This is a genomic window from Mesorhizobium sp. M0166 (assembly GCF_040322255.1).
Classification (GTDB): domain Bacteria; phylum Pseudomonadota; class Alphaproteobacteria; order Rhizobiales; family Rhizobiaceae; genus Mesorhizobium.
In genome coordinates this window covers 39069-57622 of the sequence record NZ_JAMYTD010000008.1, presented here as the reverse complement: position 1 = coordinate 57622, position 18554 = coordinate 39069, and the positions used below count along the sequence as shown (strand labels likewise).

Annotated in this window: 22 protein-coding genes and 1 pseudogene; 10 read left to right on the top strand and 13 right to left on the bottom strand. The window is 63.5% G+C overall.

What is annotated here, in order from left to right:
* Window positions 1–222 precede the first annotated feature (222 nt).
* The 5 genes from NKJ46_RS34755 to rsmI form a co-directional block, all read right to left on the bottom strand.
* Window positions 223–459 carry a metallothionein gene (locus NKJ46_RS34755; RefSeq protein ID WP_502903396.1) on the bottom strand — a complete coding sequence of 79 codons (237 nt, stop codon included), beginning with the start codon at window positions 457–459 and terminating at the stop codon, window positions 223–225.
* Between the two features lie 83 nt (window positions 460–542).
* Window positions 543–980, bottom strand: a complete 438-nt coding sequence (locus NKJ46_RS12210) for a Rossmann-fold NAD(P)-binding domain-containing protein (RefSeq protein ID WP_352665199.1) — start codon at window positions 978–980, stop codon at window positions 543–545.
* 2 nt (window positions 981–982) lie between these two features.
* Window positions 983–1888, bottom strand: coding sequence for an NAD(P)H-binding protein (locus NKJ46_RS12205; protein ID WP_352665197.1), 906 nt, complete (start codon window positions 1886–1888; stop codon window positions 983–985).
* On the bottom strand, window positions 1840–2217 hold the full coding sequence (locus NKJ46_RS12200) for a YraN family protein (RefSeq protein WP_352469370.1): 378 nt from the start codon (window positions 2215–2217) through the stop codon (window positions 1840–1842). Before NKJ46_RS12200 ends, NKJ46_RS12205 begins: the two co-directional genes overlap by 49 nt.
* Window positions 2210–3136 carry a 16S rRNA (cytidine(1402)-2'-O)-methyltransferase gene (rsmI, locus tag NKJ46_RS12195; protein ID WP_352665196.1) on the bottom strand — a complete coding sequence of 309 codons (927 nt, stop codon included), beginning with the start codon at window positions 3134–3136 and terminating at the stop codon, window positions 2210–2212. The genes NKJ46_RS12200 and rsmI overlap by 8 nt, the downstream gene beginning before the upstream one ends.
* Window positions 3137–3505: 369 nt before the next feature.
* On the opposite strand from rsmI, the gene NKJ46_RS12190 reads away from it, so the two are divergent.
* Window positions 3506–3691, top strand: a complete 186-nt coding sequence (locus tag NKJ46_RS12190) for a hypothetical protein (protein WP_352491204.1) — start codon at window positions 3506–3508, stop codon at window positions 3689–3691.
* 70 nt (window positions 3692–3761) lie between these two features.
* Here the strand turns inward: NKJ46_RS12190 and NKJ46_RS12185 are convergent, their stop codons facing one another.
* The 5 genes from NKJ46_RS12185 to rph are packed head-to-tail and all read right to left on the bottom strand — an operon-like array spanning window position 3762 to window position 7086.
* On the bottom strand, window positions 3762–4085 hold the full coding sequence (locus NKJ46_RS12185; RefSeq protein ID WP_352665195.1) for a low molecular weight protein tyrosine phosphatase family protein: 324 nt from the start codon (window positions 4083–4085) through the stop codon (window positions 3762–3764).
* A gap of 4 nt (window positions 4086–4089) precedes the next feature.
* Entirely contained in the window at window positions 4090–5253 is a 1164-nt protein-coding gene (hemW, locus tag NKJ46_RS12180; protein ID WP_352665194.1) for a radical SAM family heme chaperone HemW, read from the bottom strand.
* Window positions 5250–5927: an RdgB/HAM1 family non-canonical purine NTP pyrophosphatase gene (rdgB, locus tag NKJ46_RS12175; protein WP_352665193.1), complete on the bottom strand. Its 678-nt coding sequence runs from the start codon at window positions 5925–5927 to the stop codon at window positions 5250–5252. Before rdgB ends, hemW begins: the two co-directional genes overlap by 4 nt.
* Complete coding sequence (locus NKJ46_RS12170) at window positions 5927–6337, bottom strand: VOC family protein (protein ID WP_352665191.1); 411 nt, start codon at window positions 6335–6337, stop codon at window positions 5927–5929. Before NKJ46_RS12170 ends, rdgB begins: the two co-directional genes overlap by 1 nt.
* A 32-nt stretch (window positions 6338–6369) precedes the next feature.
* Entirely contained in the window at window positions 6370–7086 is a 717-nt protein-coding gene (gene rph / locus NKJ46_RS12165) for a ribonuclease PH (protein WP_352491199.1), read from the bottom strand.
* A gap of 144 nt (window positions 7087–7230) precedes the next feature.
* On the opposite strand from rph, the gene hrcA reads away from it, so the two are divergent.
* The 6 genes from hrcA (at window position 7231) to NKJ46_RS12135 (ending at window position 12682) form a co-directional block, all read left to right on the top strand.
* Entirely contained in the window at window positions 7231–8343 is a 1113-nt protein-coding gene (gene hrcA, locus NKJ46_RS12160) for a heat-inducible transcriptional repressor HrcA (protein ID WP_352665190.1), read from the top strand.
* Window positions 8344–8379: 36 nt separating this feature from the next.
* Window positions 8380–8577 carry a hypothetical protein gene (locus NKJ46_RS12155; protein WP_023678983.1) on the top strand — a complete coding sequence of 66 codons (198 nt, stop codon included), beginning with the start codon at window positions 8380–8382 and terminating at the stop codon, window positions 8575–8577.
* A gap of 99 nt (window positions 8578–8676) precedes the next feature.
* On the top strand, window positions 8677–10032 hold the full coding sequence (locus NKJ46_RS12150) for a PQQ-dependent sugar dehydrogenase (protein ID WP_352665189.1): 1356 nt from the start codon (window positions 8677–8679) through the stop codon (window positions 10030–10032).
* 87 nt (window positions 10033–10119) lie between these two features.
* Window positions 10120–10737 (top strand): LysE family translocator, encoded by a 618-nt coding sequence (locus NKJ46_RS12145; protein ID WP_352491197.1) that lies wholly within the window; start codon window positions 10120–10122, stop codon window positions 10735–10737.
* A 167-nt stretch (window positions 10738–10904) separates the two neighbouring features.
* Window positions 10905–11885: a cysteine synthase A gene (gene cysK, locus NKJ46_RS12140; RefSeq protein ID WP_023718844.1), complete on the top strand. Its 981-nt coding sequence runs from the start codon at window positions 10905–10907 to the stop codon at window positions 11883–11885.
* A gap of 173 nt (window positions 11886–12058) precedes the next feature.
* A complete protein-coding gene (locus tag NKJ46_RS12135; RefSeq protein ID WP_352665188.1) occupies window positions 12059–12682 on the top strand; it encodes a glutathione S-transferase family protein in 624 nt (207 codons plus the stop codon).
* A 15-nt stretch (window positions 12683–12697) separates the two neighbouring features.
* On the opposite strand, the gene NKJ46_RS12130 is transcribed toward NKJ46_RS12135, so the two are convergent.
* Both NKJ46_RS12130 and NKJ46_RS12125 read right to left on the bottom strand, forming a co-directional pair.
* Window positions 12698–13954 (bottom strand): RNA polymerase sigma factor, encoded by a 1257-nt coding sequence (locus NKJ46_RS12130; protein ID WP_352665187.1) that lies wholly within the window; start codon window positions 13952–13954, stop codon window positions 12698–12700.
* A 7-nt stretch (window positions 13955–13961) separates the two neighbouring features.
* Window positions 13962–14330: a YciI family protein gene (locus NKJ46_RS12125; RefSeq protein WP_352665186.1), complete on the bottom strand. Its 369-nt coding sequence runs from the start codon at window positions 14328–14330 to the stop codon at window positions 13962–13964.
* 256 nt (window positions 14331–14586) lie between these two features.
* Between NKJ46_RS12125 and NKJ46_RS12120 the strand changes: the two genes are divergently transcribed.
* The 3 genes and pseudogenes from NKJ46_RS12120 (at window position 14587) to NKJ46_RS12110 (ending at window position 18159) form a co-directional block, all read left to right on the top strand.
* Entirely contained in the window at window positions 14587–15546 is a 960-nt protein-coding gene (locus NKJ46_RS12120) for a TAXI family TRAP transporter solute-binding subunit (protein ID WP_352665185.1), read from the top strand.
* Between the two features lie 137 nt (window positions 15547–15683).
* A pseudogene (locus NKJ46_RS12115) lies at window positions 15684–17779 on the top strand (TRAP transporter permease).
* Window positions 17776–18159, top strand: coding sequence for a DUF1850 domain-containing protein (locus NKJ46_RS12110; protein ID WP_352665183.1), 384 nt, complete (start codon window positions 17776–17778; stop codon window positions 18157–18159). Before NKJ46_RS12115 ends, NKJ46_RS12110 begins: the two are co-directional and overlap by 4 nt.
* Here the strand turns inward: NKJ46_RS12110 and NKJ46_RS12105 are convergent.
* Window positions 18048–18485, bottom strand: coding sequence for a DUF4166 domain-containing protein (locus tag NKJ46_RS12105; protein ID WP_352665317.1), 438 nt, complete (start codon window positions 18483–18485; stop codon window positions 18048–18050). The genes NKJ46_RS12110 and NKJ46_RS12105 overlap by 112 nt on opposite strands.
* Window positions 18486–18554 lie beyond the last annotated feature (69 nt).

Here is an 18554-nt window from a genome sequence, read left to right as displayed (position 1 = left end):
ACGCACCGACAATTTTCTGTAGTCCGATTGGTGCGACAGCCAGAAATCGCCGGCACCTTCGATACGGCGCTTCGATTCGCAGCCGACTGCATCCATTGCCTCCATCAGCCTGCGGCGGCCTTGACCTCGGCTGGTCGTCGTTGGGCTGGCAGCACCGGCCGTATGGGGTGAACCGGCGCAGTCATTCGGAATGCTCGCCCTGGAGACGCCAAAGGAGGTGCGTCAAGGCGCGCGATCGGTTAGCGCGTTCGCACCTTCCTCCGCGGCGCAATGTGCGCAGCAGTAGATGATGTCATCCTGTTCGACGCCATGTCCGATGATCCGGCATGCGCAGTGCGGACATATCGGAGCAAGTTTCTGGACCGCGCATTCGAAGCTGTCGAATGTGTAGGTCTCCTCGGCCATCGTCACTTTGAAAGCCTTATCGTAGTCATTCCCGCATTGATCGCATCTGGCCATAGTTCTTTTCCTTCTTTCATTGGCTTCAAGCTCGACCAACCTGTCGCGCGGCGATAGGTTCCCGCCAGGATCAGGGGGCCGTCCTATGGAGACGAGTGCGAGCCTGCGCCACGGCGCTGTTCGATCGCGCGGATCACCTCGTCGATGTCCCGCGGCTCGACGTCGAGTTCCTTCAGGCCCGGCGCGTCAATTGCTGCCACATTATCCTGACGCATAAGATCGATCTGGCTGCGCGTTATGGGGGCGGCCGGGAGGAGTTCCGCGACGCCAGCCAAGGCGTCCCATACCGCAAACGGCACCGGCATCAGCTTGACGTGCGTATCGAGCTGTCGGGCGATCTCCCGAAGCAGTTCCTTATAGGTATAGATACGCGGGCCACCGAATTCGAATATGGATGAACCCTTGTGGGTTCGCCCGTCGATCAGCCGGCTCACTGCTTCTGCGACGTCTGCCACATAGACCGGCTGAAGCCGTGTGCCACCATCGCCGAACAGCGGATAGACCGGCAGGAGGCGTATCATCCTCACAATGGTCGTGAGGAAAGCGTCGTCAGGTCCTGTATGACGGCGGGACGCACAATGAAAGCGCCGGGAAAGGCGCTTTCCACGGCAACTTCTCCGCGCCCACGTGCCCTTATGTAATTCGAATCCGATTGAGGATCGGAGCCGATCCCTGAAATCTGGACGAACTGGTCGACCTCGCCGTTGCGCGACGCGGCAGCGAGATCGGCCGCGGCTTTCACATGGACGCGTTCAAAGGTCTGGACGCCCTGCTCGACGTAAAGACTGACGGCATTCACGATCACCTGTGATCCGGTAATGGCCGACCCGATCGAGGACGTATCCAATATATCCGCCTCGACTGCTTCGGGCATCCTTGTAATCGGGGAAAAGACCAGTGCCACGCGAGCCGGATGGCGAGATACGGCACGGACCGTGAAACCCCTTTCCAGGAGCCGCTTCACGATCCTTCGCCCGAGAAAGCCGGTTCCGCCGAACACGGTGACGATCCGTTCCGGGTTGAGATCGTCAGGATCCATTTGCCTCGCCATCCCTTGTCCTCGCATAGCTGCCACGAGGACTGCCCTGGCCGGCATTTGAACCAGCCCGTCGAACATCAGGACGATTGGAGAACAACGCCGGAACGCTTTTGTTCCAGTCAGGTAGACAAACTGAACAATTGAGCGAACGCAGGTGAGCGCCGGCACATGATCGAGGGCTGCCGACGAAAAACCCCGAACGCCTCCTGCCGGACGTCCGCTTTGCGCGGCGCATCGAAGGTCAGCAAACGGCACGACTTCCTTGTTCCCATCGACGAGACGACAGGCAACATGATCTGAACCGGAGATCGCAGCAAAACCGGCCCCACTTCGGGAATAGCCTAGCTCCGCCCGTAGAAAACGTTCTCGACATGCACCGGCCAGCGCCACGGCAGCACCGCCACCATGTCGAAGCGCACCGATAATTTTCCGTAGTCGGATTGGCGCGACAGCCAGAAATCGGCGGCACCCTCGATGCGGCGCTCCGATTCGCGGCCGACTGCTTCCATTGCCTCCATCAGCGTGCGGCGCGCCTTGACCTCGACGATCAGTACCAGATCGCCGCGCCGCGCGATCAGGTCGATCTCGCCGAACCTAGTGCGGTGGCGGCGGGCCAAAATCCGATAGCCCTTCAGCATCAGCGCCGCTGCCGCCAGCCATTCACCGTGATGGCCGCGCCGGTAGGCCTTTTGCCGGCTGGCGCTCGGCCGTTCAGCCATCGCCGTCTCCGCCGGCTCCATCTCTTCCGGCATTCTTGAGGTCGAGCAGCCGCCGGTAGAGCGCCTGCTTCTGGCCACCCGTCATCTTGGCGGCTTCCGCCGCTGCCTTGGAGGCCGGCATCTCGGCGGCCAGCGAAAGCAGAAGCCGGTCGATGTCTTCAGGCTCATCAGCGACCGCATCGGCCGGGCCGACGCAAATAACGATTTCGCCTTTCGGCGTGTCTGCGGCGGCGTAGTGGCTGGCAAGCGACTGCAGGGTGCCGGTCCGCATCTCCTCGAAAGTCTTGGTCAGCTCGCGGCCGATCGCCGCCTTGCGGACACCGCCCAGTGCCTCGACCATGGCATTGAGCGTCTCGGCCAGCCGGCGCGGTGATTCGAAGAAGATCAACGTTGCCGGCACCGCCTTCAACGCTTCCAGCCGCGTCAGCCGCTGCCCGGTCTTCACCGGCAGGAAGCCGGCAAACAGAAAGGCATCCGAAGGCAGGCCGGATGCCGTCAAAGCGGCAAGTGCTGCTGATGGGCCGGGGATCGGCACGACACGAATGCCGCGTTCCAGCGCCTCGCCGACCAGCCGGTAGCCGGGGTCGGAGATGAGCGGCGTGCCGGCATCCGAGATCAGCGCCACGCTCTGCCCGGCCAGGAGTGCTGCGATCAGCTTCGGCCCGGCCTCGCCGGCATTATGCTCATGGTAGGCGGTAGTGCGGCGGCGGATGCCATAGCGATCGAGCAGCACGCGGCTGACACGTGTGTCCTCGCAGGCGACGATATCGGCGGCGGCGAGCGTTTCCAGCGCGCGAAGCGTGATGTCGGCAAGATTGCCGATCGGCGTCGCCACCAGATAGAGCGCCGGCTCGAGCGGCCGGGCGGCAATCTCGGTCTGTCCGACCACATAACTGCGTTTGGCCAATTCGCCGGTCACCTGCACAACTCCGTTCGACCCTGTTTGGCACGGCTCACGCTTGGTTGCAAAAGTCTGGGTTGCGAACGCCCGGGTTCTAAAAGGGATGCCGATGTGAACCGGCCGCCATGCCTTCGCCATAGTAGGGAACGAAACCGTTGCCGGCGAATTTTACCCCTGATCTCGGGAGGAGCAGGATGGACAGCCTGGCGATACAGGACGTTTTCGAACCCTACTATGCCGGCCGCAAGCGCTTTGCCGCGCCATGCTCTTCGGCCCGGCCTGCCGAAGCCGTAGATGGCAGAGCCAAGAAGCCGCTTGCACGCCAGCGATCGGCAGAGAGCAAGCCCGCAACCGAAACCGACAGCACGACGGAGCACTGACCGGACGATGCCCAATCGCTTCGACATTTTCATCACCCGCCTCGAAACAAAAAGCGCCCGCGACGGTGCAGCATCACATCCCACAGACGACCAGCACCATGCCTCGCGTGACAAAAGCGAGATCAAGCCGGCCCGTTCCGGAGAGACCAGCGAAAAAGATCGCGCCAAACACCGCCACAAGCACGAGGCTTGACCCCCGCAAACCTTAGTGATTGGTCGAGGCAGTTCTCGAAGCGCGGTTGCGATGCCCCGCGACGTATCATTCAACCCAGATACTTGGAGACACGCGCCTCCAGCAGGCCCACCAGAGCCGGGTCCATGAACGCATAGTCGTCGGGAATATCGAGGCAGATTACTCGAGCCTTTTTCAGGCTTGTCTTGAATTTCTGCTGCAGTTTGGCGCGGTGCGTTTTTTCCATCACGAAGATGATGTCGGCCCAGGCGACGAGTTCATGCGTCAACGGAGTGTCGGCATCGTGATTGGTGCCGGCCGAAGCGACCTCGATGTCCCGCCGCTTGGAAAACACCTGCTCCGCCGTCGGGCTGCGCAAGCGATTCTGGCTGCAGATGAAGAGAACGTTCTTCAACGTGCTATCTGGCCAGATCCGCCACGACCGCATCGAGCACGATCATGCCGGCCGGCGTGGCGCGCAGGCGGGCATTGCCGATGGGCGCCACCAGGCCTTCGTCCTGCAGCACCGACAGCCGTGCCGTCGACAGGCCGCGCCCTGAAAATGCCTCATAGCGGGAAAGGTCGATGCCTTCGGCCAGCCTCAGTCCCATCAGCAGGAACTCGTCGGCCTCTTCGGACCGCGTCAGGATCTCGCCGCCGGTAACGCCATGGCCCTTGGCCTCGACCAGATTGGCCCAGGTCTCCGGCATTTTCTCGGCGATCGTCACCACGCGCCGCCCGCTCTCGACGAAGCGGCCGTGCGCACCGGGACCGACGCCGACATATTCGCCATAGCGCCAATAGGTGAGATTGTGCCGGCTTTCGGCGCCGCGCCTGGCGTGGTTGGAAATCTCGTAGGCCGGCAGTCCGTGTGCGGCGGTGATCTCCTGCGTCAGCGCGTAGAGATCGGCGGCAAGCTCATTGTCTGGAATGATGAATTTCCTGGCCGCATGCAGTGCATGGAACGGCGTGCCTTCCTCGATGGTCAGCTGGTACAGGGACAGATGGTCGGCGGCGTGGCCGATCGCCTGCTCGAGCTCCGTCTGCCACGCCTCAGGCGTCTGGCCGGGTCGCGCGTAGATCAGGTCGAAGGACAACCGTGGGAAAATCTCGCGCGCCAGGCCGATCGCATGCAGGGCCTCATCGACATTGTGCAAACGGCCGAGAAAGCGCAGATCCTTGTCGTTCAGCGCCTGCACGCCAAGCGACACCCGGTTGACGCCGGCCGCGCGATAGCCGCGAAAGCGCTCGGCCTCGACGGAGGAAGGATTGGCCTCCAGCGTCACCTCGATGCCGTCGGGCACCGTCCAGTTCTTCGCCACGGCATCCAGCACCGCCGCCACGGTCTGCGGCTTCATCAGCGACGGCGTGCCGCCGCCAAGAAAGATGCTGGTCACCTCGCGCGGCCCGGTGCGACCGCGCATCGTCGCCAGCTCGGTCTCGAAGGCGCGGGCAAAACGCTCCTGGTCGACCGGCTGGTGGCGGACATGGCTGTTGAAGTCGCAATAGGGGCATTTGGCCGCGCAGAACGGCCAGTGGACGTAGACGCCGAAACCAGGCCTGCGGTCGAGCAGCATGGTCATGCGGCGGCCAATCGGGCTTGGGCGAATTTCTGGAAGGCGCGGGCACGGTGCGACAATGCGGTTGGCTGGCCGGGCCTCCAGCCATGCTTTTCCTCCGCGCTCATCTCGCCGAAGGTCTTTTCGAACCCGTTGGGCAAGAACACCGGATCGTAGCCGAAGCCGAGCTCGCCGCGTGGCGGCCACACCAGCGTGCCGTCGACCTCACCGCGAAAATATTCCGCCTGGCCATCGGGAAAGGCCAGGCAGATGAGCGCGACAAAGCGGCCCTTGCGCTGGGCAGGCGTGATCGCGCCAACTTCTTGCAAGGCCACTTCCGTGCGCTGCATGGCCATGCCGAAGTCGCGGGAGCCGTCCGGCGTCTCAGCCCAGTTGGCGGTGTAGACGCCGGGTGCGCCGTCGAGCGCATCGACACACAGGCCGGAATCGTCCGACAGCGCCGGCAATCCAGTGGCCTTGGCGGCAGCCAAGGCTTTTATGAGGGCGTTCTGCTCGAAAGTGGTGCCGGTCTCGTCCGGCTCCGGCAAGCCGTATTCCTTTGCGGACTTCGCTTCTATGCCGAATGGCGCCATCAGATCGGCGAATTCCCGCAATTTGCCGGCGTTATGGCTGGCGACGACGATCTTATGCCCGTCAAGCGAGTGAACAGTTGGCGAATGAACAGCTGGCGAATGCATCAGGTGCCCCAGATTCTTGGCTCGGCGAATTCGATCGAATTGCCCGACGGGTCGCGAATATAGATCGAGCAGCCGCCCTGCGGCCATTCGAACTCGCTTTCGATGGCGATTTTTTTCGCCTCGAGATGCGCTTTCCAGCGTGGGATTTCATCCGCGCTTGCGGCGAAGCAAAGATGGCCCTCGCCGACCGCGCCATGCGGCGGTACTTTGACCTTGGCGTCGGCCGGCGGCGGCACTTTGGTCGCCTCGGCATTGAAGATAAGCAGCACGCCGTCGCCGCAGCGGAAGAAGAGATGCCTGCCATCGACCTTGCCGAGCAGATCGAGCCCGAGCACGCCCGAATAGAACCGTTCCGCGGCAGCAAGGTCCGTCACGTAGAGTGCTGATTCCAGGATTGCGGAAGGAGTCACAGGATCGCCAATCTCATCAATATTGAAGGCAGCTAAGCCACCGCCATTTGCTGCAAGCTGACCAGGCGCTGAATACCTTTCTTGGCGAGCTCCATCAACGCCGCGAACTGCTCTTCCGAGAACGGCTCGCCCTCGGCCGTGCCTTGGATCTCGACGATGCCGCCTTTGCCGGTCATGACGAAATTGGCGTCGGTGCCGGCCGAGGAATCCTCGATGTAGTCGAGATCGATGACCGGCTGACCATCATGGATGCCGCAGGAGATCGCCGCGACATGATCCTTCAGCACCTTGCCCAAGCTCGCCATCTGGCGGGCTTCCATCCAGCGCAGGCAGTCGTAGAGCGCCACCCAGCCGCCGGTGATCGAAGCGGTGCGCGTGCCGCCGTCGGCCTGGATCACGTCGCAGTCGACGGTGATCTGCTGCTCGCCGAGGGCCTGCAGATCGACCACGGCGCGCAGGGAGCGGCCGATCAGCCGCTGGATCTCCAGCGTGCGGCCGCCTTGTTTGCCAGCCGAAGCCTCGCGGCGCATGCGCTCGCCGGTCGAACGCGGCAGCATGCCGTATTCCGCCGTCACCCAGCCCTTGCCGGAGTTGCGCATCCAGCCCGGCACCTTTTCCTCCAGGCTGGCCGTACACAGCACATGCGTGTCGCCGAACTTCACCAGGCACGAGCCTTCCGCATGCTTGGAGACGCCGCGCTCGAAGGAGATGGGGCGCATTTCGTCGAATTGGCGTTTGGAAGGGCGCATTCAGGCTTCTTTCTTTCTTCGGAATCTTGGCCGGGGAATCTTGGCCGGCTTGTAGCCGCACGGGACGTGAGGCGCAAAGGAAAATGGACCGGTTGCGCCGCCGCCGCGGAAGTCTATATCTTCGGGGCGGAGGTTTGGCTCGAAATGACAAAGGCAGTCGATCCCGGCTCGCAGTCGCACGTGCTCCCGTCGCACGCGCTGCAATCGCCCGCGCTTCAATCGCTCGACATGCGTTCGCGCGACATCTTCCGGCGCATCGTCGATTCCTATTTGAGGGATGGCGAGCCGGTCGGTTCGCGCAGCCTGTCGCGCATCCTGCCGTCGTCGCTGTCGCCGGCCACCATCCGCAATGTGATGAGCGACCTTGAGCATCTCGGTCTGATCTATGCGCCGCACATTTCGGCTGGCCGGCTGCCGACCCAGGCAGGCCTGCGCTTCTTCGTCGATGCTTTCATGGAACTTGGTGACCTCTCCGACGAGGAGCGCCGCACCATCGAGGCGCAGGTGCGCGCCTCCGGCTCGGGCGCGACGCTGGAGCATATGCTGACCGAGGCCAGCCAGATGCTGTCCGGCATGTCGCGCGGCGCCGGCCTCGTGCTCGCCGCCAAGAATGAGGTGGCGCTTAAGCACATCGAATTCATCCAGCTCGAGCCGACCAAGGCGCTGGCCGTGCTGGTCTCGCAGAACGGCGACGTCGAAAATCGCGTCATCGATCTGCCCGCCGGCATCACCATCTCGCAATTGCACGAAGCCTCCAACTTCCTCAACGCCCATATCCGCGGCCGCACCCTGGCCGAGGCGCGGGTCGAGATCGCCCGCATCAAGGAAGAGACCAGGGCAGCCCTCGACACGCTGTCGCAGGATCTGGTCGAGAAGGGCCTGGCGGTCTGGGCAGGCGCTGAAAGCGGCGTGCCTGGGCGGCTTATCGTGCGCGGCCGCGCCAATCTCCTGGAAAACGTCACTGCCCAGGCCGACATAGAGTTGTTGCGGCATCTGTTCGAGGATCTGGAGACGCAGGATGGGCTGATCCAGCTTCTCGACCTCGCCGAGGAAGGCCCGGGCGTGCGTATATTCATCGGTTCGGAAAACAAGCTGTTTTCGCTGTCTGGCTCCTCGCTGGTAGTGGCGCCCTATCGCGACAAGGACGCACGCGTCGTCGGTGCGCTCGGCGTCATCGGGCCGACGCGGCTGAATTATGCGCGCATAGTACCGATGGTCGACTATACCGCGCAGCTGATTTCGCGCATGCTGAGCTAGGAGCCGCCGCGGGCCTGCCGCAAGGAGGAGAAAAGAATGGCGCTGGAATCGTTCAAGGCCCAGATCAGTCTGCTGCTCGAAGAAATGATCAACCAGCCAGAGGATCAGCACGAGGTGCAAGAGCAGTTGCGCGAGAAGCTGCAAGAGATGCGGGCGATGGGTTTGCCGCTGCCGGCCGATCTGGTCGCGCTGGAAAAGCGCCTCGACGACGACTTTTACGCCTCTGGCAACTGAACGGGTTCGGCTTCAAATCCTCGTGTGCTGGACGACCGCTTGGAACGATCAATGCCTGATGCCGTTTGCCCTGTTCGAGGCGAATCCCGGAGGACGTTGATGATCCGATCTGGCGGCTTTGCGGCCGTTGCCGCTGCCCTCCTTGTTGCGACACCGGCAGCCGCCCAGCAGGCGGACCAGAATGTGCTCAAAGGCGAAGCCGCGTTCGGCGATTGGCACGCCGACAGGCCTGGCGTCCGCCGCCTGATCGGGCCGCAAGACATGCCGGCAGCCGACCCCGCCCAATCCGCTTCGAACGGCGCCGGCGTGGCGGAACGGCCCGAAAGCGCCAAGCCAGAATTGCCGCCGGGCTTTTCGGCTGAAATGATCGCATCCGGCATCGTCAATCCACGTGTCGTGCGCGTCGCTCCGAATGGCGACCTCTTTGTTGCCAACAGCCATGCCGACCAAATACGCGTCTATCGTCTCGCCGAGGGCAGCGCCAAGCCCATCGAGAAAGCGATCTTCGCCAAGGGGCTCAATTATCCCTACGGCATCGCCTTCTATCCGCCAGGAGACAAACCGCAATGGGTTTATGTCGCCAACAGCGACAGCATCGTCCGCTTCCCCTATCGCGACGGCGACCTGAAGACATCCGGCAAACCAGAAACCATTGTCGCCAAAATCCCGTCGGGCGGTCACACGACCCGCGACATCGCCTTTTCGGAGGACGGCAAAACCCTTTATTTGTCGGTTGGCTCCGCCTCGAACGTCGCCGAGGACATAGGCAAGGAGCCGGATAGCGGCCTCGACGCCTGGGCCAAATCAAAGCCGCTCGGGGCGGCCTGGGGCTCCGAGGACGGCCGTGCCGACGTGCTCGCCTTCGATCCGGATGGGAAAAACCCCCGAACGGTCGCCACCGGCCTGCGCAACTGTACGGGCATGACTGTGCAGCCCGCCACCGGCGCATTGTGGTGCGTCGTCAATGAGCGCGACGAACTCGGCGACAACGTGCCGTTCGAATTTGCAACTGCGGTCAAGGACGGCGGATTCTATGGTTGGCCTTGGTACTACATCGGCAATAACGAGGATTCCCGCCATCAGGGCGAGCGGCCAGACCTCGCCGGCAAGGCCACTGTCCCCGATGTATTGATGCAGGCGCATTCGGCGCCGATAAACATAGCCTTCTACGACGGCAAGAACTTTCCGACGGATTACCAAGGTGACGCTTTCGTCACCATGCATGGTTCGTGGAACCGTGGCGCCAGGACCGGCTACAAGGTGGTGAGGCTCAAATTCAGGGATGGCAAGCCGACCGGCGAATATGAGGACTTCATGACCGGCTTCGTCATCTCGAACGACGCCGTCTGGGGCCGCCCGGTCGGTGTCGCGATGGCCAAGGACGGCTCGCTGATCGTCACCGAGGACGGCAACGGCACCATCTGGCGCGTTACCTACGAAGACGGCCGCTCCTGAACGGCGGTGGCGCCTGCTGCGCTGGCGCAATCGAATTCGGGCCGAGGGAATTCACCCAACCTCAACATTGTGCGACAAGCGCGAATCATGACACTCACCGGGTTCCTCGCCTATAGCGCCGCCCTCGGCATCGCCGCAGCCATCCCCGGCCCAGGCGTCACCGCGCTTGTTGCGCGTGCGCTGGGTTCCGGCTTCCGCTCTTCGCTCGCCATGTCGTTCGGGCTGATGCTCGGCGACCTGACCTATCTCACTGCCGTGGTGCTCGGCCTGGCTTTCGTCGCACAAACCTTCGGCATTGTCTTCCTGGCCATCAAATGGCTGGGCGTCGCCTACCTCGCTTTTCTTGGCTGGCGTTTCTGGACGAGCGGCATCACGCCGGAGACGGTAGAGGCGAAGAAAGGCAAGGGCGGCTTGGCATCCAGCTTCGTAGCCGGCCTCGCGGTCACGCTCGGCAATCCGAAGACGATGATCTTCTATCTCGCCATCACCCCGACCATCGTCGATCTGAAGACGATCACGCTGGCCGATTACGGCATCCTGGTCGCGATCACGATCGTCGTCCTGCTCGTGGTGCTGGTGCCCTATTTGGCGCTGGCGGCCAAGGCGCGCTGGTTCCTGAAGTCGCCGCGGGCGCTGAGGGCACTCAACCGCACCGCCGCCGGCTTCATGGTCGGTGCGGCCGCGGCAATTGCCGCCCGCCAATAGATCTCTTTCACCAATCCGCCCAACGATTGCCACGCCTTGCAAGGGCGGGGGTATTCAGCACGAACTTCACTCGGATATTTTTCGATCGACAGCCTATCTTGCGCGGTGGATGGCTCTATCCTATGCCCGCCCCGACTCTTGCCGCTTGACCTTTGGGAGGAAAATCAATGAACAAGCCCGCCACCCCCACACACGTGCCCGGCCGTGGCCGCATCTACAATTCGATCACCGAGACGATCGGCGACACACCGCTGGTGCGGCTTGATAAATTCGCTAGGGAGAAGGGTGTCGTCGCCAATCTGCTGGCCAAGCTCGAATTCTTCAACCCGATCGCCTCGGTCAAGGACCGCATCGGCGTGTCGATGATCGAGGCATTGGAGGCTTCGGGCAGGATCACGCCCGGCAAGACCACTCTGATCGAGCCGACCTCGGGCAATACCGGCATCGCGCTCGCCTTTGCCGCCGCCGCCAAGGGCTACAAGCTGATCCTGACCATGCCGGAAACCATGTCCGTCGAACGCCGCAAGATGCTGGCGCTGCTCGGTGCCGAACTGGTGCTGACCGAAGGGCCGAAAGGCATGAAGGGCGCCATCGCCAAGGCGGACGAGCTGGCGGCAACGCTGCCCGACGCTGTCATTCCGCAGCAATTCGAAAACCCGGCCAATCCAGAAATCCATCGCCGCACCACGGCCGAGGAAATCTGGAACGACACCCATGGCGAAGTCGATATCTTCGTTGCCGGCATCGGAACCGGCGGCACCATCACCGGCGTCGGCCAGGTGCTGAAGAAGCGCAAGCCCTCGGTGCATGTCGTCGCCGTCGAGCCGGAAGCCTCGCCGGTGCTGTCGGGCGGCCAGCCAGGCCCGCACAAGATCCAGGGCATTGGCGCCGGCTTCGCGCCAAAAATCCTCGACACGACGATATATGACGAGATCGTCAAGGTCTCGAACGAGGATTCGGTTGCCAATGCACGGCTCGTCGCTCGGCTCGAAGGTGTGCCGGTCGGCATCTCGTCGGGTGCCGCCCTGCAAGCGGCGATCGTCGTCGGCTCGCGGCCCGAGAACAAGGGCAAGAACCTCGTCGTCGTCATCCCCTCCTTCGCCGAGCGCTATCTCTCGACGATCCTGTTTGAGGGATTGGGCGCTTAGACACGAGCGTTTTTGACCGGTTCGTAGCGATCCTTCGCGATGCCCTCCGGCATCAAACGTTCTGTATCAACGCTTCGGCGTGGACCGCTGAAAAACCACCTGTGGCGGGCGTCGTTCGCTTTGAGCGGCGGGTCACTTCCGTATCAAATCGTCGCTGCCTGGCGGAGGACTTCATGTACAAGCTCTATACGCGTGCCAATACCGGCGGCTTTGTCGTCGAGGCGGCGCTCGCTTTGGCAGGTGTGCCTTTCGACCGGATCGACGTTCCGAAGGGCCGACTCGACCAGGCCTTTTTAGACATCAGCCCCTTGAACCAGGTGCCGGTGCTGGTCTTGCCGGACGGACGCTCGATGACCGAGTCGGCGGCAATCTGCATTCTGCTCGCCGAACGCCACCCGGAAGCAGCTCTAGCGCCGGCAGCGAACACACCTGACCGTGCTGACTTCCTGCGCTGGATGTTTTTCATGTCCTCCGTCATCTATGCGGCCAACCTGCGGTTCTACTACGCTGATCGCTACACGGCCGACGCTGGCGGCGTGGATGCCGTCAAACAGACGGCGGTCTCGGAAATGGATCGCAGCTTCGCCATTCTCGATGCCGCCCTCGAAGGCCGGGACTGGCTGGCCGGCGACCGGCTCTCGCTGGCCGACATCTATCTCGTCATGTTGGTGGCCTGGCATCCGGAGGTCGCGACGGTTCCAACCGCTTGGCCGAATATCGAACGCCTGTGGGCCAATTTGCGGGAACATCGGGTAATGAAGAGGCTGAATGCTTCCCACGACATGTGGCCGGCCTAAGCACTCCGCCTTGTCTCAGTGTCTTTCCGCATGGCCGAGCCCTGCCCGTCGTTCCTGCAGGAACCGGCGCACGGCCGGATCGCGTTCGAGGCCGATAGCCCGGTCATAGGCCTCGCTCGCTTGCGGAACTTTGCCGAGTCTGGCCAGCAGGCCCGCGCGGGCGGCCCAGTAAGGTTGATAGTCATACAGCCGCTTGTCGCCGCTGAGTTGGTCAAGCGCGCCTAATCCTGCCGAAGCACCTTCGGCCTCGGCAATCGCCACCGCACGGTTGATCGCCACCACCGGCGAGCCGGCAATCACCGACAGCGCGTCGTAGAGCTCCTTGATAGCGACCCAGTCGGTACAACCGGTCAGCCGCCGTGTCGTATGGGCGGACTGCACGGCGGCCTCGAGCTGATAGCGGCCGACAACGCCCTTGGCGGCCGCGCGCCCGAGCAGCGCCTCCGCTTCATCGATCAGGGTGTCGTCCCACAATGCAAGATCCTGCTCGGCCAGCGGCACATAGTCACCCGCCGCATTGCGCCGGGCTGCACGCCGCGCCTCGGCGAACAGCATCAGCGCCAGCAGGCCGAGTGCTTCCGGCTCATCCGGCATCAGCGAGGCGACCAGCCGGCCGAGCCAGATGCCTTCGGTCGCGAGATTGCGGCGCCGCGTTTCGGTGCCGGCCGGGTCGGACCAACCTTCGGCAAACGCCGCGTAGATTGCTTCCAGAACGGTGCCCAGCCGCTCGCCGAGCTCGGCCCGCTCCGGCACGCGGAACGGAATGCCTGTCTCGCGAATGCGCATTTTGGCGCGCACCAGGCGCTGGCTCATCGTGGCTGGCGAGACAAGAAAAGCCGAGGCGATGGTCGCTGCGTCGAAGCCCAGGACCGTCTGCAGGATCAGCGGTGCTCGCACGCCGGCCTCGATTGCCGGATGGGCACAGGCAAACATCAGCCTGAGCCGCTCGTCCGGCAGGTCTTCCTCGGCCATGCGCGCCTCCATCTCCTCGGCGATCAGTCTGAGGTGGTCGCGGCCCGCCTCGCGTGTCAGCCGCCGTCTGACCGCGTCGACGCGGCGCTTGCGTGCCACCGCCAGCAGCCAGGCTTCCGGCTTGTCGGGCACGCCCGCCTGTGGCCAACGTTCGAGCGCCGCAGCAAAGGCATCGGCCAAGGCGTCCTCGGCAGCGGCCACGTCGCGCGTGCGCGCGGCGAGATAGGCGACCAGCTTGCCGTAGCTTTGCCGGGCGGCCGCTTCCGCCGCCGCCCGCGCGACCTCGGGGTGATTGTCCATCACATGGTCATTTCTCAGACAGGTACTCCGTCATTTCCCAGATCGGCCGTACCTCGATCGTGCCGGTGCTGGCGCCCGGACAACGCGCCGCCCATGCGATGGCGGCATCGGCGTCCTCAGCCTCGATCATGTAAAAACCGGCAAGCTGTTCCTTGGTGTCGGCATAGGGGCCGTCGAGCACATTGGTCTTGCCGTTGGCCATTCGCACCGAGGTGGCGGCTTGGGTTGGTTTCAGCCGGTCACCGGCGAGCCACGCGCCGGATTTCTTCAACGCTTCGGTATAGGCGCCATACGCGGCGCTGATCTCGTAGGTCTTCTCGCTCGGCGTGGTGGCCATCGAGGCTTCGTCGTTGTAAATCAAAAGCATATATCGCATCGTCTTCTCCCGTTTCTAAGGCCGCATCGTTGCGAGCCGGACGTATGTCGCGCGGCCCTGCCCGATTTCGACAGGCGCTGGAAAAATCTTTCGGCCGCGATGCGATCTCGCGCAAGCGCCGATGTGCTGGGGCACTGCTTAGCCGTTCGTCTAATCGCTGCTATTGCGGGTTGGCATTTCCCGCCCGCTGTCTAAACTCGCCTCGCTTCGTGCCGCAGAGGAGGGCACGGCGGCGAATTTTCAGGGAGGAAATCGCATGCTCAATTTCAGGACGAAATTTGTTGCAGCCGGCGTGCTGTCGCTGTCGCTTGGCCTTGGCGCGGTATCGGCCAAGGCACAGGAATTCATCAACGTGCTGACCGGCGGCACGTCCGGCGTCTACTATCCGCTCGGCGTCGCGCTATCGGAAATCTACGGCAAGGGCATCGAAGGCGCGCGCACCCAGGTGCAGGCAACGAAAGCGTCGGTCGAAAACCTCAACCTGCTGCAGCAAGGCAAGGGCGAGATCGCCTTTGCGCTCGGCGATTCCGTCAAGCTGGCCGCCGAAGGCAACACCGAAGCAGGCTTCCCAGGCAAGCTCGACAAGCTGCGCGGCATTGCCGCCATCTATCCCAATTACATCCAGATCGTCGCCAGCAAGGAGTCCGGTATCAAAACGCTAGCCGATCTCAAGGGCAAGAGCCTTTCGGTCGGCGCGCCGGCCTCAGGCACCGAGCTCAACGCCCGCACCATTTTCGCCGCTGCCGGGCTGAAATACGAAGACCTCGGGCGGATCGAATATCTGCCCTTCGCCGAATCGGTGGAGCTGATCAAGAACCGCCAGCTCGACGCCACGCTGCAGTCGGCCGGCCTTGGGGTCGCGTCGATCCGTGATCTCGCCACCTCAGTGCCGGTAAACATCGTTGCCGTGCCGGCGGAGGACGTCGCCAAGATCGGCTCGCCCTATCTTTCCGTGGTCATCCCCAAGGGCACCTATGAGGGCCAAACCGAGGATGTCGCGACCGCCGCCGTCGGCAATTTCCTGATCACCAGCGCCGATGTCTCCGACGAGACCGCCTACCAGATGACCAAATTGCTGTTCGAGCATCTCGACCAACTCACCGCTGCCCACGCCGCCGCCAAGGCGATCGACCCGGCCAAGGCGCTCGACGGCATGCCGGTGCCGCTGCATCCAGGCGCCGAGAGGTATTACAAGGAAAAGGGATTGGTGAAATAAGGAGCCATCCCCCCTTGAGGAGAAGGTGAACAGCTGCCGAAGGCGGATAGACGGGTGGGGTCGGTTGAGGCCGCGCACTGCCGCACCCACCCCCACCCGCCTCGCTTCGCTGGAGCGCCCCGCCAGGAACCTCGCTAATGACCGTAACCCCGACCGTTCTTTCCCCCACAGCGGAAGCTCCTGTCGAAGGATTGCCGCCGGGCTTCGGCGAAGGCATCGCCGGCAAGGCGGCTTTTTTTATCGCCATCGCCTTCTCCATCTTCCAGGTCTACATCGCCGCCTATGGCAGCCTGCCGAGCCAGGTCGTACGCGCCATGCATGTCGGCTTCCTGCTGCTGCTCGGCTTTGCCCTAATCGCCAATCTGCGCGCCAAAAGCGTCCCGGCGAAAGCAGTGTTCTGGACGCTCGGCGTGCTTGGCTTCGCCACCGGTCTGTACAATTGGGTGTTCTATGCCGACCTCATCCGCCGCTCCGGCTTTCTCACCACGCCTGACCTGATCGTCGGCGCGGTGCTGGTCGTGCTGGTTTTCGAGGCGGCGCGGCGGTTGATGGGGCTGCCGCTTGCCGTCATTGCCTTCATCTTTCTCGCCTACGCATTTGCCGGCAATCATCTGCCGCCGCCTTTCATCCATCGCGGCTATGATTTCGCCCAGCTCGTCGACACCTTCGCCTATGGCACCGAAGGCATCTACGGCACGCCGATCTATGTCTCGGCCGCCTACATCTTCATCTTCGTCGTTTTCGCCGCCTTTCTTGAGCGCGCCGGCATGATCGCCCTGTTCAACGACTTTGCGCTTGGCCTGGTCGGCTCATGGCGCGGCGGCCCGGCACAGGTCTGCGTGCTGTCCTCGGCGCTGATGGGCACCATTTCCGGCTCCGGCGTCGCCAATGTGGTGGCCAGCGGCCAGTTCACCATCCCGCTGATGAAGCGCTTCGGCTTCCGCTCGGCCTTCGCCGGCGCCGTCGAGGCGACCTCGTCGATGGGCGGCCAGATCATGCCGCCGGTGATGGGCGCGGTCGCCTTCATCATGGCCGAGACGCTCAACATCCCCTATGCCGCGGTGGTCAAGGCGGCGATCATTCCGGCGCTGCTCTATTTTGGCGCCTGCTTCTGGCAGGTGCACCTGGAGGCCGGCAAGGCCGGCCTGCACGGAATGGCCAAGGCCGACCTGCCCAATCCGTGGGATGCGGTGAGACAACATTGGCCGCTGGTACTGCCGCTCGCAGCACTGATCTACCTGCTGTTTGCCGGCTACACACCGGTGTTCGCCGGCACCATGGGCCTGGCGTTGACCATTGTGCTTATCCTCGGCACGCCGCTTGCGGCATCGATCGGGTCGCTCGCCTTCCGCATCGTCTTCTGGCTGGCGCTCGGGCTTGCCGCGGCTTCCTTCATGAAATTCGGCGTCAACATCCTCAGCCTGGTCATCGCCGTGCTGGTCGTCGCATGCCTCACTTTCAAAGGGGGCGCGAGACGCTGCGCATATGCGTGGATTCCCTTGCCGAGGGAGCAAAGAACGCTCTGCCGGTCGGCATTGCCTGCGCCATTGTCGGCATTGTCATCGGCACGTTGACGCTCACCGGCATCGCCTCGACCTTCATCGGCTGGATCATCTCGATCGGCGAGAACAATCTGTTCCTGTCGCTGCTTTTGACCATGCTCACCTGCCTGGTGCTCGGCATGGGCATACCGACCATTCCCAACTACATCATCACTTCGTCGCTGGCCGGGCCGGCGCTGCTGTCGCTCGGCGTGCCGTTGGTGGTCAGCCATATGTTCGTCTTCTATTTCGGCATCATGGCCGATCTCACCCCGCCTGTGGCGCTGGCCGCCTTCGCCGCCGCACCCATGGCCAAGGAAAGCGGCCTCAAGATCGGCATCCAGGCCACCAAGCTTGCCATTGCCGGCTTCGTGGTGCCGTTCATGGCGGTCTATACCCCGGCGCTGATGCTGCAGGACCCCGGCCCGATCGCCGCCCATTTCGGCTATCCCGTCGAGGTCGCCTATATCGTCATCAAGGCCTGCATGGGCATTGTCCTTTGGGGCGCCGCCGCCGTCGGATTTCTCGCCCGGCGCATGGCCTGGTGGGAACGCCTCGTCGCCTTCGCCGCCGGCGTGCTGCTGGTTGCTGCACTGCCGCTCACCGACGAGGCGGGCTGGGCGCTGTCTCTTGCCTGGATCGGCTGGCACTGCTGGCGCGCGCGACAGGCTTCGCTGGCCAACTCGGCATGAGCCTCTGCATCGTCGCGGCCGGCAAGACGGTGACGCTCGCGGTCGCTGCCTTCACGCTGTCCTGGGTGCATTCGGTGGAGAAGACCCAGTGGCAGGAAGACTGGAAGGTGCTGCCGTCCGGCCTGGAGCTGGTCGAGGCCCGCATCAAGGGATCGGGCGCCGGGATGGAGCCGCCGCAAGGCTCGGTGCTGAGAAACGGCTGGTGGGTTTATGCGCCCAAGGTCGGGCCACAGCGGCGCCTCGTGCTCGCCGCCTCGGGCGCCACGGGTCAGGGCTGGACGCTGTGCACGGCGCGGGACTGTCGCGAACTGGCCAAGCTGGCAGGCGGCACGATCTCGCTGGAGCCGTGCGGGTCGGAGGGCTCCAGCCAGCCGCGGTAGCGGGCGATCATGCCGGCAAGCGGATGCGAGATCTCGACATGGAAGCGGAAGCGGCCATCCTCCACCGTTTCGTAGGAAGTCGAGCGTGGACCGAGCCACATCGGAAGCGGCAGGCCAAAAAAGCTCCAGCGGTGCAAGACCAGTGCCAGCCGGCCGTCTTCGGCAACCAACGCCATCGCGAAGGTCAGCGGGCCGAAGCGTTCGCACAGCAGGCGCTGCGATCGACCCCGGCCTGCGAACTGTAGGCTCGAAAAACTGTGCCTGCCGAATGTCCGGGTCCAGGTCTCGCCGTCCTTGTCGGTGTCGAAGCGGACATGAACCGGGATGTCCTCGCTTGCCCCGGGGGAAGCCGACCATCCAGGCCATTAGCCGGCCAAGAACATTGCGCCCGCGTT